This window comes from Variovorax sp. P5_A3 (genome assembly GCF_056400665.1).
The window spans coordinates 21671-37365 of the sequence record NZ_JBFUKW010000017.1; the positions used below are offsets into that span (position 1 = coordinate 21671).

Consider the following 15695-nt stretch of genomic DNA (forward strand, 5'->3'; position numbering starts at 1 on the left):
TCAGTTGTTCTTCTCGTCCTTCGACATGATGTCGGTGGCCTTCAGGTTCACGCCGCAGGGCGGGAAGTCATTGGTGGTGAAGAAGTTGTCCGTCAGGTCGGGGAAGTAGTTCTCGCCGGCCTTGAAGTTCGGATGCGATGCCATCGGGATCGGCACCGAGATCATCTGCGGCATCACTTTGCCCTGCAGCGCGGCCACGGCGGCCTTCATCGAGATCGCCACCAGGCCCGGCGACTGCCCGAGCGAGGCGCAGAGCAGACCTTCCTTGGCATGCTCGACGCACAGCTTGCGGAAGCCGTTCTCGGCTTCCCCCGCCACCGGGATCATCTTGTGCTTGGCATCGATCAGTGCCCGCACGGCGCCGGTCGAGCCGCCCTGCACGAACATGCCGTCGAAGTTCTTGTGCACGGCCACGGCATCGGCCACGGCCTTCTGGGCGGTGCCGTCGTCCCAGTTGCCGACGACTTCGACCACCTCGAACTTGTTCCCCGGCGCCTCGACCACCTTGCGGAAGCCCAAATGGCGGTCGCGGTCCACCGAGTTGCCCGGCACGCCGCGCACCTCGAGCAGCTTGCCGCTCTTGCTCGGGATGTTCTTCACGACCCACTCTCCGGACTGCTGGCCCATGGCGAGCTGGTCCTCGTTGACCATCATCACCTGGTCGCTGTCGAGCACGTTGTCGAAGGGCACGACCACCACGCCGGCGGCGTTGGCGCGCTTGATCACCGGCGCGAAGGCCGTCGGATTGACCGCGATGGTGACGATTGCGTCGTAGCCCGAGTTGATGAAGTTGTCGATCGCCGCGATCTGCGCCGCCACGTCGGTGCCGGTGGACACGATCTTGAACTCCTTGATCTCCGATTTCATGTCCGGCGTGGCCGCATAGGCCTTGGCCATCTTGATCATCTGGATGCGCCAGGTGTTGCCGACGAAGCCGTTGGCCAGCGCGATCCGATACGGACCTTTCTTGGCGGGCCACTGGAAGTATTTGGTGCTGGCGTCCCAGGGCTTGAAGCAGGCCGGGTTCTCGCCGGGACCGCTGACGACCGATGGGCCGGCCGCGATGGCGGAAGTGGCAACCAATGCCGCAGCAGCGGCGACGATGCGAGCGCGAATGATCATTGCTGTCTCCTTGTTGGACGTAGGGCCCGGTTGCACGTGACCGGCCAACGGGCGAAACAATGCTGCGCACACCTACACATCGTCCGGTGGGCAGGTTGCACGATCATCATACGAATTCGGTGCGCGACCGCCCGCTTGGGACATACCCTTGCCGGGCCGTCTCGAGTGGCCCTCGACGCGGCCGGAAACGCAAACCTTGATTGCAGATGACATCCCCAGGGTCCACCCGCCGCCTCTTCATCGGCCTGTTTCCCGAGCCGGGAGTGCAGTCGGCCATCGAAGCGCATCGCAGGACATGGTGGTGGCCGCGCGGTGCCCGAATGACTTCATTGGCGCGCGTGCACATGACCCTGCACTTTCTCGGCGAAGTTGCGGCGGTGCAGCAAACGGCATTGCTGAACGGACTCGCCGAAGTGCCGATGCCGGCGTTGACGCTGGTGCTGCACACGCCCGAGGTCTGGCGCAATCCCGTCGCGGTGTTGCGGGCCGACGAGGACGAAGGGCTGCGCGAATTGCGCGAGCGCCTGAAACAGCCGCTCATCCATGCGGGGCTGGCGCCCGAGCGCGGCAGATGGGCACCGCATCTGACGATCGCGCGGAAATGTCTGGGTGCCGTGCCGCCGGTGGAACCCCCGCCGATCGTCTGGCCGGTCAACGAGTTCGCACTGGTTTGCTCGCACCTGTCCATGCCGGCCCACTACGAGATATTGGCGCGCTTCCCCTCGCGCAAGTAGTGTCTGAAATCGATTGCGGCAGAATCTCGCGATGAAGAAAATTCCGGTCGAAGCGAGCCTGCTTCTCGTCGACGACGACCCCGCCATCATCCAGGTCCTGAGTCGGATACTTTCGGACTACACCACGGTTCGATTCGCGACCAGCGGAGCCGACGCGTTGCAACTCAGCCGCGAATCGCCGCCCGACCTGATCCTGCTCGACGCGCAGATGGGCGACATGAGCGGCCTCCAGGTGTGCGAGGCCCTCAAGGCCGACGCGTCGCTGGCGGATATTCCTGTCATCTTCGTGAGCAGCCACCAGGAATCCGAACTCGAAGTGGCGGTGCTGCAGCTCGGCGCAGTCGACTTCATCCGCAAGCCGTTCAACGCATCGCAGGTGACGGCGCGGGTCAATACCCAGCTCAAGCTCAAGCGCCTGTCGGACGACCTGCGCCGGCTGTCCAGGATCGACGGCCTCACGGGCCTCGCCAATGCCGACGCCCATGCGGAAATCCTCTCGCGCGAGATTCTCCGCGCGATCGAGGCAGGCCAGGCGCTGTCGGTCGTGACGGTCGAGGTCGACTTCTTCCGATCCTTCGAGGCGCTCTACGAGCGCAAGGCCGCGGACGCCTGCCTCGCTTCGATCGCCGAAGCCCTGCATCGCAGCGCGCGTCGGCCCGGCGACTTCGTTGCCCGGCTGGATCGCGAACGCTTTGCGCTGATCCTCGCGGACACCTCGGCGGACGATGCATTGCACGTCGCTAACCGCGCACTGCGGGCGGTCGAGGCGCTGGACATCAGCCACCAGGGTTCGGCCGTGTCGCGCCACGTGACGTGCAGCGCGGGCGTCGCTTGCCTCGATGCCGCTGCCCGCGAAGCGTTGGGCAGCGATGCGAGGGCCGCCCTTGAATTCGCCGCCGATGCCGCGCTCGCGGAGGCCGCAAGGGCAGGGCGGGCCCAGGCGTCCCTGATGGCTCCCAAGGCCCTGCCGGAGCCCGGCACCGAGGCCGATTGACCATTCCGTGGGGATTCGCCAGCATTCGCGTTCGCTGATCTGGCTGCTCGTTGGCCTCTGCATGGCGGCTGGCGCCGGCTGGTGGCAGGTACGGTACAACGATGAGCTCGCGCAGGCCCGCTTCGATACGGTCGCGCGGCGCGCGGTCGATCAGCTCACGTCGCGCATGCACGCCTACGCGTTCGGCCTGCGCGGTGCGCGCGGTGCCGTCATTGCGGCGGGCGGGGAGGGAGGCATCACGCGGTTGCGCTTCGCCCAGTTCAGCGCAGCGCGCGACCTCGAGCGGGAGTTTCCCGGGGCGCGCGGCTTCGGCTTCGTGCGTCGCGTGCCGGCCGCGCAGGAGGCCGCTTTCGTGGCCGCGGCGCGACTCGACGGCAAGCCCGATTTCCGGATACGCCAACTGGGCGTGAACGAGGGCGATCGCTTCGTCATCCAGTACTTCGAGCCCTCCGATTCCACCAGTCCCGCAATCGGCCTCGACATCGCTTCCGAGCCCAACCGTCGCGCCGCCGCCGAGCGCGCCATGCAGACCGGCGAGGCGTCCATGACGGCACCGATCGCGTTGATGCAGGCTGCGCGGGCGCCGCCGAGCCAGCGCTCCGTCCTGCTGCTGTTGCCTGTCTACAAGGCAGAAGCGCAGCTCGGGCGCCTGCAGCAGCGGCAACGCCCGTCCGCCGCGGTGCGCGGTACACCGGACGAGACGATCGGCTGGATCTACGCGCCGCTGCTCATCGACGAGGTGCTGAAGGGCTTCGACTTCCAGGACGGCGAGTTCGCGCTCGCGCTGGCCGACGTGACCCGGCGAGACAGGCCCGAACCGTTCTTCAGGTCGCCGGGGTACGCGTCGGTCCAGGCTGATGCGATCAAGAGCGTGTTGCCGCTGCAGCTCTACGGTCGCACCTGGGAGGTGGCGGTGAGCGCGCAGCCGTTGTTCCTCAGCCAGTTGAACCTGCGCAGCCCCTGGGCCGTGGTGCTGATCGGCTCGACGCTGGCCCTCTTGATGGCGCTGCTGTCGTACATCGAACAGACAACGCAGCGCCGCAAGCAGCAGGCGGGCGAACAGCGTTCCCGGCTCGCGGCGATCGTGACCAGCTCCAACGACGCCATCATCGGCTGTCGGCTCGACGGCAGGATCACCGACTGGAACGACGCCGCGGCCAAGATCTTCGGCCACACCGCCGGCGAGGCGCTGGGCCAGCCGTTGCAGGACTTGCTGCTGCCGACCGACTATGTGCAGGAGGAAGAGACGCTGCTGCGCCACATCGCTGACGGAAAGTCGGTCGCCGCGTTCGAGACTTTCCGTCGTCACCGTGACGGCACCCCCGTGGCGGTCTCGGTGGCGGCGGCGCCGATCCGCTCCGCGGACGGCCGCGTGATCGGCGCAGCGGAGACCGTGCGCGACATCACGCACGAGCGGGCGACCAAGGCGCACATCCTCGAACTGAACGCAAAGCTGGAGCAGCAGGTGGTCGAGCGCACCGCCGAGCTTGCGGTGCTGTCGACGCGAGAGCGGGCCATTCTCGACGGTGCCGCGAGCGCCATCATCGCGACCGATGTCGACGGCGTGGTAACCCTGTTCAACCCCGCCGCGGAGGAACTGCTGGGCTACTCGGCCGCCGAAGTGGTCGACCGGATGGAGATGAACAGTTTCCATGATGCGTTCGAGGTCCATAGCCGCGCGATGGCGCTCACCACTGAATTGGGGCGTCCGCTGGAAGTGTGCGAAGTGTTCGCGCCCGCGCCGGGCACCGGCAGGGCCCGCCCGCGAGAGTGGACCTACGTGCGCAAGGACGGCAGCCGCGTTCCGGTGCACCTGAACGTGAGCCCCTTGCGTGATTCGGCCGGCAGCGTGGTCGGCTTCATCGCGATCGCGACCGATCTGTCCGAGCGCAAGGCGGCCGAGGAAAGGATGCGCAAGAACGAACGCTTCATGCGCATCGTGACCGACAACATCCCTGGCATCTGCGCCTACTGGACGACCGGAATGCGCTGCACCTTCGCGAACAGCGCCTACCGCCGCTGGCTGGGCCGCTCGCCCAAGGAAATGATCGGCATCACGCAGAGCGAGTTGCTGGGCCCGGAACTCTTCCGCCAGAACGAGCCCTTCATCCGCGCCGCACTGGCCGGCAGCGACCAGCGCGTGATGCGCACCCGCACGCTGGCCGACGGGTCCACGATCCACTACTGGCTGCACTACATCCCCGACTTCGACGACAACGGCGTGGTGCAGGGCTTCATCTCGGTGGCGGTGGATGTCACCGACATGCGCCGCGCGCAGGACCAGCTGGAGAGCCTGAACCTCGCGCTCAACGAGCGAAGCGCCCAGGCCGAATCGGCGAGCAAGGCCAAGAGCGAGTTCCTCGCCAACATGAGCCACGAGATCCGCTCGCCGCTCAATGCGGTCATCGGGCTGGCCTACCTGCTGCGGCAGACCTCGCTGGACGACCGGCAGCGCGAGTTCCTGCGGAAGATCGACGACGCCAGCAACGCCTTGCTGGATGTCATCAACGACATTCTCGACATCTCCAAGATCGAGGCCGGCGAGATGGCGCTCGACGAATCGGAGTTCGGCCTGCGCGAACTGCTCGGCGGCGTCATCGCCATGATGAGTGTGAATGCCGGCGCGAAGGGCATCGAGCTGTCGCTCGATGCCGACGCCGACCTTCCGGCGCACCTGGTCGGCGACGTCACGCGCATCCGGCAGATCCTCGTCAACCTGCTGAGCAATGCGGTCAAGTTCACGCCGCAAGGAACTGTCCGTGTGAACGTGCAGGTGAAAGAACGGCTGGAGGATCGCCTGCGACTGCGCTTCGCCGTGATCGATACGGGCATCGGCATCGAGCCGAACGTGCTCGACCGCCTGTTCACGCCATTCACGCAGGCGGACTCGTCGACAACGCGCCGCTTCGGCGGTACGGGCCTGGGCCTTTCGATCGTGAAGCAACTCACCGAGCTGATGGGCGGCGAGTTCGGTGTCAGCAGCACGCCGGGCAGCGGCAGCGAGTTCTGGGTCATCCTGCCACTGGACATTGTGGGCGAGGGCGCCGCACAGCCCGTGGAGCAAGGACAGCGGCCCTCGGCGGCTTCGCGCGAGGCTTCGATCGACCGGCGGCTCGCGCAGATGCGCGTGCTGGTGGTGGACGACAGCGCGGTCAACCTGGAGGTCTGCCAGCACATCCTCGAACGCGAGGGCGCGCAGGTCACCGTCGCATCGAATGGGCGTGAAGCCGTGGAAACGCTGCGCGAGAGCCCGGAGGCCTTCGACCTGGTGCTGATGGATGTGCACATGCCCACGCTCGACGGCAACGAGGCCACGCGCCTGATCCGCGGCGAACTCGGTCTCGCGGCCTTGCCGGTGGTAGCCCTGACGGCCAGCGCGCTGGTGGCCGAGCGCGACCGTGCTCTCGAAGCCGGCATGAACGACTTCGTCAGCAAGCCCTTCGATGCCGAGGCGCTGGTGCGCACCGTGCGTCGCTGCGTCGAACGCGCGAGAGGGCGGCTGGTGCCGACCGGGCATGAAGGAGCCCCCGCAGCAGAGCCCCTTCCAGCGGGCTGGCCGATGATCCCCGGCATCGACGCGCAAGGCGCATCGAAGCGTCTGATGGGCGACAGCGATCTGCTGTTGAGCGTGCTGCGCAGCCTGCTCGCCGAGTTCGGCGATCTCGCGCGGGAGGGAGATCACCTGCACTCCGCCGAATCTTCCGGAACCCTTGCGGCTCGCTTGCACAAGCTGCAAGGGAGCGCCGGCGTGATCGGCATCGACGGCGTGCGGCAACAGGCGGCGGACGGGGAGGCCGCGCTGAAGGACGGCGACGCCGATCGCGTCGAGCGCGCGATGCGGACGCTGGGCGCGGCACTGCGCAACCTGCAAGTCGCGGCGCAACCCTATTTCGATGCAGAGGACGCGCAGCCGGTTGCGGAAGATGCGGCACCCGTCGATCCCGATGCATTGGCCTCGCTCATCGAATTGCTGCGCAAGCAGAGCATGTCGGCGCTGCCGATGTTCGACGAGCTCGCGCCGTCGTTGCGAGCTTCGCTGGGTAATGAACGCTTCGCGGCGCTCGACCGCGCGATGCAGTCGCTCCAGTTCAGGCAGGCCACGGAGATCCTGCAGGTGACCCAGGGCGCATAGTCTGCTCGCCCGATGGCCGCACCGGCCCCGGCGGCATCAGCTGCGTTTCCGACGCCGAGCGCGCATCAGCAGCGCATACACCGTGAGGTTGAGCACGGCCACGCCGATACCCAGCCCGACCTGCACGCCGCGTGTGAGGCCTTCCGGATAGATCATGCCGAGCAGGTAGTGCTCGATGAACCCGCCCTCATAGCCTGCCTGGCCGGCCGCGCGGCGGAGTTCGTTCTCCAGCGGCGTCAGCGGACAGATCCATCCCGCCCACGCCACCCATGCCGCCCAGGCGACCGCGGGCAGGTGAAGCCAGGCCAGCCGCGGCCAGCGCCACACGAGCGCGCCGCCCAGCAGCACGAACAAGATGAAGAGCCCGTGCAGCACCAGCAGGGCGTCGGCCAGGATGCGGTTGCTCATAGGTGGGATTCTTCCCCAAACCTATAATGGAATGTTCAAGCAGATCAAGCAGTTAGGTGGGTTCGATGCAGGGGCTGCCCGCAACCGGCCGCCTTAGCCACAAGCCAAAACCCAAGATGAGCCAGCCCACCTTCAGCGTCGCCGACATCCGCAAGTCGTTCCTCGATTTCTTCGCGACCAAGGGCCACACCGTCGTGCCCTCGAGTTCGCTGGTTCCGGCCAACGACCCGACCCTGATGTTCACCAACTCCGGCATGGTGCAGTTCAAGGACGTGTTCCTCGGCACCGACAAGCGCCCCTACGTGCGTGCCGCTTCCGTGCAGGCCTGCCTGCGGGCCGGCGGCAAGCACAACGACCTCGAAAACGTCGGCTACACCGCGCGCCACCACACCTTCTTCGAGATGCTGGGCAACTGGAGCTTCGGCGACTACTTCAAGCGCGAGTCGCTCAAATGGGCCTTTGAACTGCTGACCCAGGTCTACAAGCTGCCTGCCGAAAAGCTCTGGGCCACCGTCTACATCGAGGACGACGAGGCCTACGACATCTGGACCAAGGACATCGGCCTGCCGCCCGAGCGCGTCGTGCGCATCGGCGACAACAAGGGCGGCCGCTACATGTCCGACAACTTCTGGATGATGGCCGACACCGGCCCCTGCGGCCCGTGCAGCGAAATCTTCTACGACCACGGCCCCGGGATCGCCGGCGGCCCGCCCGGCAGCCCCGACGAGGACGGCGACCGCTACATCGAGATCTGGAACAACGTGTTCATGCAGTTCGACATGCAGCCCGACGGCAGCGTCAAGCCGCTGCCTGCGCCCTGCGTCGACACCGGCATGGGGCTGGAGCGCCTCGCCGCGATCCTGCAGCACGTGCACAGCAACTACGAGATCGATCTGTTCGACGCGCTCGTCAAGGCCGGGTCGCGCGAGACCGGCGAGAAGGATCTCGGTAACAAGAGCCTGCGCGTGATCGCCGACCACATCCGCGCCACCGCCTTCCTGGTGGCCGACGGCGTGATCCCGTCCAACGAAGGCCGTGGCTACGTGCAGCGCCGGATCGTGCGCCGCGCCATCCGCCACGGCTACAAGCTCGGCCAGAAGAAACCCTTCTTCCACAAGCTGGTGCCCGACCTCGTGGCGCTGATGGGCGATGCCTATCCCAAGCTGCGCGCCGACGAGAAGCGCATCACCGACACCCTGAAGGCCGAGGAAGAGCGCTTCTTCGAGACGCTCGCCAACGGCATGGAAATCCTCGATGCAGCACTGGCCGATGGTGCCAAGGTGCTGCCGGGCGAAGTGGCCTTCAAGTTGCACGACACCTATGGATTCCCGCTCGACCTGTCGGCCGATGTGTGCCGCGAGCGCGGCGTGGCCGTGGACGAGGCCGGCTTCAACGCCGCCATGGAAAAGCAGAAGGCCGCAGGCCGCGCCGCCGGCAAGTTCAAGATGGAACGCGCCGTCGAGTACACCGGCGCGGGCAATGCCTTCACCGGCTATGAGCACCTCGAGGAAAAGGCGAAAGTGGTCGCCCTGTACTTCGAAGGCGCCCCGGTGCAGCAGCTGGACGAAGGGCAGTCCGGCATCGTCGTGCTCGACACCACGCCTTTCTATGCCGAGAGCGGCGGCCAGGTCGGAGACCAGGGCGTGCTCGTGGCAGAAGGTGTGCAGTTCGGCGTCGACGACACGCAGAAGATCAAGGCCGACGTGTTCGGCCACCACGGCACGCAGACGCAGGGCACGCTCAAGGTGGGCGATTCCGTCACCGCGCGTGTCGACACCGCGCGCCGCGCGGCCACCATGCGCAACCACAGCGTCACCCACCTGATGCACAAGGCCCTGCGCGAAGTGCTCGGCGAGCACGTGCAGCAGAAGGGTTCCCTGGTCGACGCCGACAAGACGCGCTTCGACTTCGCCCACAACGCACCCGTTTCGGGCGAGCAGATCCTGGAGATCGAACGGCGCGTCAACGCCGAGATCCTCGCCAACGAAGCCACGCAGGCGCGCGTGATGGACATGGAGTCGGCGCAGAAGACCGGCGCCGTGATGCTCTTCGGCGAGAAGTACGGCGACACCGTGCGCGTGCTCGACATCGGCACCAGCCGCGAACTGTGCGGCGGCACGCACGTCTCGCGCACCGGCGACATCGGCCTCTTCAAGATCGTGAGCGAAGGCGGCGTGGCCGCCGGTGTTCGCCGCATCGAGGCCGTGACAGGCGCCAACGCGCTGGCCTATCTGCAGGAACTCGAAGCGACGGTCCACAGCGTCGCGGCCACGCTCAAGACGCCGGCTTCCGAACTGCAGGCGCGTCTCGCGCAGGTGCTCGACCAGGTGCGCGCGCTGGAGCGCGAGGTCGGCTCGCTCAAGGGCAAGCTGGCGTCGTCCAAGGGTGACGAACTTCTGGCGCAAGCCGTCGATGTCGGCGGGATCAAGGTGCTCGCCGCCAAGCTCGACGGCGCGGATGCCAAGACGCTGCGCGAGACCATGGACAAGCTCAAGGACAAGCTCAAGACCGCGGCCATCGTGCTCGCGGCCGTCGACGGGACCAAGGTACAGATCGCGGCAGGTGTCACCTCCGACACCATGGGCAAGGTGAAGGCGGGCGAACTTGTCAATTTCGTCGCCCAGCAAGTCGGCGGCAAGGGCGGCGGCAAGGCCGACATGGCGATGGCTGGCGGTACCGATGCAGCAGGCGTTCCTGCTGCACTGAAGTCGGTGCAGGGCTGGGTGGCGGAGCGTCTTCAGTCCAACGGATGAGCGACCAGCTAGCCGCCGATGTCCTCGTGATGGGGGCGGGCACGATCGGGTGCTTCATCGGCGGCAGCCTCGCCGCGGCGGGCGTTCGCGTCGCATTTGTCGGGCGACCCCGTGTGCTCGGAGAGCTGGCGCTGCACGGCCTGACGGTCACCGATCTCGACGGCGCACGCCACGAGGTGTCGCCCGGTTTCCTGCGGCTTTCGGAACAGGTACCGGCAGGGGTCCGACCTGCGCTGGTGTTGTTGACCGTCAAGAGCGGTGCGACCCAGGTAGCGGCAGCCGAACTCGCCGCGGTGCTGCCGGCGGGCACGCCGGTGCTGTCGTTGCAGAACGGCATCTCCAACGCCGCCGTCGCTTCGCAGGCCGCGCCGAATCTCAACATCCTGCCGGCGATGGTGCCCTACAACGTGGCCGAGATCAGCGCTGGTGTGTTTCATCGCGGAACCGCGGGCCGACTTGCCGCGAAGGACGATCCCGCGCTGCGCCGCTGGGTGGCGGTGTTCGAGCGTGCGGGCGTGCCGATCGACCTGCATCCCGATCTGCTGCCGATCCAGTGGGGCAAGCTCCTGCTGAACCTGAACAACCCGGTCAACGCGCTTTCGGGCCTGCCGTTGCGCGACGAGCTGCTGCAGCGTGGCTATCGGCGCTGCCTCGCGGCGCTGATGGACGAAGCACTGGCCGCGCTCGACAAGGCCGGCATCGCGCCGGCCCAGCTCGCCGCCGTGCCGGCCCGCCGCCTGCCCGCCATCCTGCGGCTGCCGACGCCGCTGTTCCGGCTGGTCGCAGCGCGCATGCTGCGCATCGACGCGAAGGCGCGTTCGAGCATGGCCGACGACCTTTCGCTCGGACGGCGCACCGAGATCGACGCGCTGTGCGGCGAGGTGGTCCGGCTCGCCGAGGCGAACGGCGTGCAGGCGCCCGTCAACGCGAAGATGGTCGAACTGCTGGAGGCCTGGCCCGAGCGCAAGGGTCGGTGGACGGCGAAGCAGTTGCTGAAGGAAGTGCGCTTGTAGGTTTCGGGGGCGCTACGCCTGGCCGCGGCCTGCCGGCGCCACGCTGGCACCCTGGATGCGATGCCGGGCCAATGCGTCGGTCACGAAGCCGCTGGTTTTCATCTCCTCGACGAACGCACTGAGGGCTGCGCCAGCTTCGCCGCCGCGCGAGGCGGGTGTCCCCATCGCCTGCTGGATCACCATGAAGCGGCCCGGAAGCAGACGCAAACCCGGCACGTGATCGGCCTCGGCTTCGAGAACCTGCCGGATCCCCGCCGCCACCTCGACCTCGCCGGCATGCAGACTCTCCATCACGGCTTTGGCGCCCTGCACACGCACGATCTGCGCCTTCTTGATCTCGCGCGTAAGGAACAGGTCGTAGGCGCTGCCCGCACCGACGGCGATGCGTTGCGCATCGCTGTCGACCTCCTCGTTGCGCTGGAGCGGCGAGCCGGCGGGGACGAGATAGCTGCCTTCGATCAGCACGTAGGGCGCCGTGAACTGCATGCCCTCGCTGCGCAGCGGATCGATCGCGAAGAAGCCGATGTCGGCCTGCTCGTTGCGCACCGCGTCGACGGAAGCGGCCGCCTTCTCGAACACCACGAGTTCGATGGCGACGCCGAGGCGCCGCGCGAACTCGCGCGCGAGATCGATCGACACGCCGACCGGCTCGCCGGTGGCGGCATCCCTGTTCGCGAGGATCGGGTTGCCGAGGTTGATGGAGGCGCGCAGCGCGCCGGTGGGCGTGAAGGCCGAAACCACGGCCGGGGGGAGGGTGGTGCTCATTCCCCGATTCTGCCGCGCTACGCGACGGCCGCTCGCCGTCCCTTGCGATAGAGCGCCAGCGTGGCCCCGAGCCCGCAGGCCGCTGCGAAGCTCAGCCAGTAAGCCGGCGCCGCCTTGTCGCCGGTCGACTCGATCAGCCAGGTCGAGATGGCGGGCGTGAAGCCGCCGAACACCGCGGTCGCCAGGCTGTAGGCCAGCGAGAAGCCCACCACGCGCACTTCGACCGGCATCACCTCGGTCAGGGCCACGACCATCGCGCCGTTGTACATGCCGAAGAGGAACGAGAACCACAGCAGAACGTCGAGCATGCGTCCGAAACTCGGCTCGGCGGCGAGCCAGTGCATCGCCGGGTAGGCCGTGAAGATGGCCAGGATCGTGACCGCGAGCAGCAATGGCTTGCGCCCGATGCGGTCCGACAGCGCGCCGCCGATCGGCAGCCAGATGAAGTTGGTCACGGCGACCAGCAGCGTGACGATCAGGCTGTCCTTGGCGCTCAGGTGCAGCACGGTCTTGCCGAAGGTCGGCGTGTAGACGGTGATCAGGTAGAAGGTGGTCGTGGTCATCGCGACCAGCATCATTCCGGCCAGCACGACGCGCCAGTTGCGCACCATGGACTGGAACACTTCGCGCGTGGTGGGATGGTGCTTGCGCGCCTGGAAGGCCTCCGTCTCCTGCAGCGAGCGGCGCAGGACGAAGATGCACGGGATGATCATGCAGCCCACGAAGAACGGAATCCGCCAGCCCCAGTCGGCCAGCGCGGCCGGCGCCATCATCTCGTTCAGCGCGAAGCCCAGCGCGGCGGCCAGCACGATCGCGACCTGCTGGCTCGCCGATTGCCACGCGGTGTAGAAGCCCTTGTGCCCGGGCGTCGCCATCTCCGACAGGTAGACCGAAACGCCACCCAGCTCGGCACCCGCCGAGAAGCCCTGCAGCAGCCGGCCGAGCAGCACCAGCAGCGGTGCAATGGCGCCGATCGTCGCGTAGCCAGGCACGAAGGCGATGAGCACGGTGCCGCTGGCCATGATGCCCAGCGTGACGATCAGGCCCTTGCGCCGTCCTACTTCGTCGATGTAGGCGCCGAGGATGATTGCGCCCAGTGGCCGCATCAGGAAGCCCGCGCCGAAGACCGCGAAGGTCAGCATCAGCGAGGCGAACTCGCTGCTCGCGGGAAAGAAGGCTTTCGAGATGTAGGTCGCGTAGAAGCCGAACAGGAAGAAGTCGAACTGTTCGAGGAAATTGCCGCTGGTCACGCGCAGCACGGCGCCGAGCTTGGAGGTGCTGCGAGGCGGCGCTTGGTGGCCGGGGGCCAGTGTGGCGGTGCTCATGGGTGTCTCCTTGTGTGGACGCACCTGCTTCGGCGCGCTCGCTTCATCGTAGGGAGACAAGCTGTCGAACAGCCGTCATATTGCTCGGGGTATGTCCGGCCCCGAAAAGTCAGGCGCTGTTCAGGCGCTGGGGATTAGCGCTCGCGCCACGCGCCCTGTTCGCGGAGGGTTGTCCTGCCGCCTTTGGTGACGATCAGCCAGCCGTCCTGCCCGACGAAGTAGCTGGTGTTGCCGTCGTAGAACTGCCAGCCCATCGGATCGCAGGGCGCGTTGCCCGGCGCACAGGGCCGTTGCCCGGGCTTGCCCACCATGTTGAGGTGGCTGCCGTTGCGCTTGTGCGTGTCGGCATAGGCGAACTGCTCGCAATCCGTGACGCGCTCGCCGCACATCGGCGTGATCTCGACCGTGTAGGTCCGCGTCTCGAGCGTGGCGGCGTGCAGGGGTGCAAGGGCCACCGATGCGACGAAGGCGAGGGCAGGCGCAAGTCGATTCATGCCGCCATCGTTACCGGGTAAGGGGACGTAAAAGATAGGGTTTCCACCTATCTTTCGCAAAGGTTTCGGGATTATTCTTCGTCATCCGTTCCATTGATAAACCGATGTTTTATTAGTGGAACAAATTCCACCACCCACGGATCACAACGACCATGATGAAGCAGACCCGTCGCCAGGCCCTGGCGCTCGCCCTTTCGATCGCAGCCGCAACCGTTGCCGCGCCGGTCTGGGCCCAGGGCTATCCGAGCAAGCCGATCACCCTGGTCGTGGCCTATCCGGCCGGCGGTGACACCGACGCGCTCGCGCGCCTCTTCGCCGAGAAGCTGTCCACTCGCATCGGCCAGCCCGTGGTGGTCGACAACAAGCCGGGTGCCAGCGGCATCATCGGCAGCGCCTTCGTCGCCAAGGCGCCGGCCGACGGCTACACGCTGCTTCTCGCGCCCAGCACCTTCTCGATCGCGCAGCTCGTCCTGAAGACCACCGGCGGGTCCGGCTACGACGTGCTGCACGGCTTCACGCCCATCATCCAGACGGGCACGTTGCCGCTGGCGCTGGTCGCCAGCACCGCCTCCGGCATCAAGAGCTTCAAGGACCTGCCGGCCGCCGCCAAGGCCCAGCCGCTCACCTACGCCAGCCCCGGCAGCGGCTCGCCGATGCACATCCTCGGCGAGATGGTCAACAAGGCCACGGGCCTGGACATTCATCACGTGCCCTACCGCGGCGTGGCGCCCGCCGTCAACGATGTGCTCGGCGGCCATGTGCCCCTGACCTACATCACCCTCGGCCCGGTCGCTCCCTACCTGCCGACCGGCAAGATGGTCGTGCTTGCCGTGGCGGACGCCAAGCGCTCGCCGCTCGCGCCCAACGTGCCGACCTTCGCGGAACTGGGCATCAAGGACGTCGAAGTCACCGCCTGGCACGGCCTGTTCGGGCCCAAGGGCATGCCCGCCGACGTCGTGAAGACGCTGAACGGCCATCTCAACGAAATCCTCAAGATGCCGGACGTCGCCTCGAAGATGGCGGTGCTCGGCGCCGTGCCGCTGGGCGGCGCACCCGAGACGCTCGCCAAGACCAACGCGGCCGACTTCGAACGCTTCGGCAGGATCATCAAGGAACTGGGCATCCAGGCGGACTGATCCATGACCGAAGTCAACACCACCGCCGATCCCGCCAGCCTGCAAGGCTTGCTCGCAGAACTGCCGTCGAACCTGCTCGCCGGTCGTCGCGTGCTCGTGACTGGCGCCGCGCGCGGCCTGGGCCTGGCCTTTGCCAAGTGCATCGCGAAGGCTGGGGCCAGCGTCGTGCTCGCCGACATCCTCTCCGACCTGGCGCAGATCGAGGCGCAGGCGCTTCGCGAAGACGGCTTCACGGCGCACGCGCTGACCGTCGACCTGTGCGATCCGGCCTCGATCGCGGAGGGCGCAGCCGATGCGGTCAAGCTGCTCGACGGACTCGACGGCCTGGTCAACAACGCCGCCATCACCAACTCCGGCGGCCGCGATGCGCACGCGCTCGAGATCGACATGTGGGACCGCGTGATGGACGTCAACGTCCGCGGCACCTGGCTCATGAGCCGCGCCTGCCAGCCGGCGCTGGCCGAGAGCGGCCGTGGCGCCATCGTCAACCTGGCGTCCGACACCGCGCTGTGGGGTGCACCGAACCTGTTGGCCTATGCGTCGAGCAAGGGCGCCGTCATTTCGATGACGCGCTCGCTCGCGCGCGAGTGGGGCGGCGACGGCATCACGGTCAACGCCGTGGCGCCCGGCCTCACGCTGGTGGAAGCCACCGAGTACGTGCCGATGGCGCGGCACCAGAAGTACCTCGAAGGGCGTGCGATTCCGCGCGAGCAGCAGGCGGTCGACGTCTGCGGCGCAGTCCTGTTCGCCCTGTCCGGCCTGTCGCGTTTCATGACCGGCCAGTTGCTCGCCGTCAACGGCGGCTTTGTGATGCATTGA

Annotated in this window: 12 protein-coding genes; 7 read left to right on the plus strand and 5 right to left on the minus strand. The window is 67.1% G+C overall.

Translation table 11 applies throughout. From position 1 onward, the window contains the following. Positions 1-1122: a sugar ABC transporter substrate-binding protein gene (locus tag AC1D3B_RS23400; RefSeq protein ID WP_478193063.1), complete on the minus strand. Its 1122-nt coding sequence runs from the start codon at positions 1120-1122 to the stop codon at positions 1-3. 206 nt (positions 1123-1328) lie between these two features. Between AC1D3B_RS23400 and thpR the strand changes: the two genes are divergently transcribed. The 3 genes from thpR to AC1D3B_RS23415 are packed head-to-tail and all read left to right on the plus strand — an operon-like array spanning position 1329 to position 6982. Continuing rightward, on the plus strand, positions 1329-1856 hold the full coding sequence (thpR, locus tag AC1D3B_RS23405) for an RNA 2',3'-cyclic phosphodiesterase (protein WP_478193064.1): 528 nt from the start codon (positions 1329-1331) through the stop codon (positions 1854-1856). Between the two features lie 31 nt (positions 1857-1887). Beyond that, positions 1888-2850, plus strand: a complete 963-nt coding sequence (locus tag AC1D3B_RS23410; RefSeq protein WP_478193065.1) for a diguanylate cyclase domain-containing protein — start codon at positions 1888-1890, stop codon at positions 2848-2850. A gap of 7 nt (positions 2851-2857) precedes the next feature. Continuing rightward, on the plus strand, positions 2858-6982 hold the full coding sequence (locus AC1D3B_RS23415; RefSeq protein ID WP_478193066.1) for a PAS domain S-box protein: 4125 nt from the start codon (positions 2858-2860) through the stop codon (positions 6980-6982). A gap of 36 nt (positions 6983-7018) precedes the next feature. Here the strand turns inward: AC1D3B_RS23415 and AC1D3B_RS23420 are convergent, their stop codons facing one another. After that, positions 7019-7390 carry a DUF2784 domain-containing protein gene (locus tag AC1D3B_RS23420; protein WP_478193067.1) on the minus strand — a complete coding sequence of 124 codons (372 nt, stop codon included), beginning with the start codon at positions 7388-7390 and terminating at the stop codon, positions 7019-7021. Between the two features lie 116 nt (positions 7391-7506). Between AC1D3B_RS23420 and alaS the strand changes: the two genes are divergently transcribed. Both alaS and AC1D3B_RS23430 read left to right on the plus strand, forming a co-directional pair. Further along, complete coding sequence (gene alaS / locus AC1D3B_RS23425; protein ID WP_478193068.1) at positions 7507-10143, plus strand: alanine--tRNA ligase; 2637 nt, start codon at positions 7507-7509, stop codon at positions 10141-10143. Next, positions 10140-11156, plus strand: coding sequence for a 2-dehydropantoate 2-reductase (locus tag AC1D3B_RS23430; protein ID WP_478193069.1), 1017 nt, complete (start codon positions 10140-10142; stop codon positions 11154-11156). The genes alaS and AC1D3B_RS23430 overlap by 4 nt, the downstream gene beginning before the upstream one ends. Positions 11157-11168: 12 nt before the next feature. Here the strand turns inward: AC1D3B_RS23430 and AC1D3B_RS23435 are convergent, their stop codons facing one another. The 3 genes from AC1D3B_RS23435 to AC1D3B_RS23445 form a co-directional block, all read right to left on the minus strand. After that, positions 11169-11921 carry a transporter substrate-binding domain-containing protein gene (locus AC1D3B_RS23435; protein WP_478193070.1) on the minus strand — a complete coding sequence of 251 codons (753 nt, stop codon included), beginning with the start codon at positions 11919-11921 and terminating at the stop codon, positions 11169-11171. A gap of 17 nt (positions 11922-11938) precedes the next feature. Further along, complete coding sequence (gene tcuC / locus AC1D3B_RS23440) at positions 11939-13246, minus strand: tricarballylate/proton symporter TcuC (RefSeq protein ID WP_478193071.1); 1308 nt, start codon at positions 13244-13246, stop codon at positions 11939-11941. Positions 13247-13380: 134 nt separating this feature from the next. Then, the gene (locus AC1D3B_RS23445) at positions 13381-13740 is read right to left on the minus strand and encodes a hypothetical protein (RefSeq protein WP_478193072.1); all 360 of its coding nucleotides are present in this window, start codon (positions 13738-13740) and stop codon (positions 13381-13383) included. A 155-nt stretch (positions 13741-13895) separates the two neighbouring features. On the opposite strand from AC1D3B_RS23445, the gene AC1D3B_RS23450 reads away from it, so the two are divergent. Beyond that, complete coding sequence (locus AC1D3B_RS23450; protein ID WP_478193190.1) at positions 13896-14876, plus strand: Bug family tripartite tricarboxylate transporter substrate binding protein; 981 nt, start codon at positions 13896-13898, stop codon at positions 14874-14876. A 3-nt stretch (positions 14877-14879) separates the two neighbouring features. Beyond that, entirely contained in the window at positions 14880-15695 is an 816-nt protein-coding gene (locus AC1D3B_RS23455) for an SDR family oxidoreductase (protein WP_478193073.1), read from the plus strand.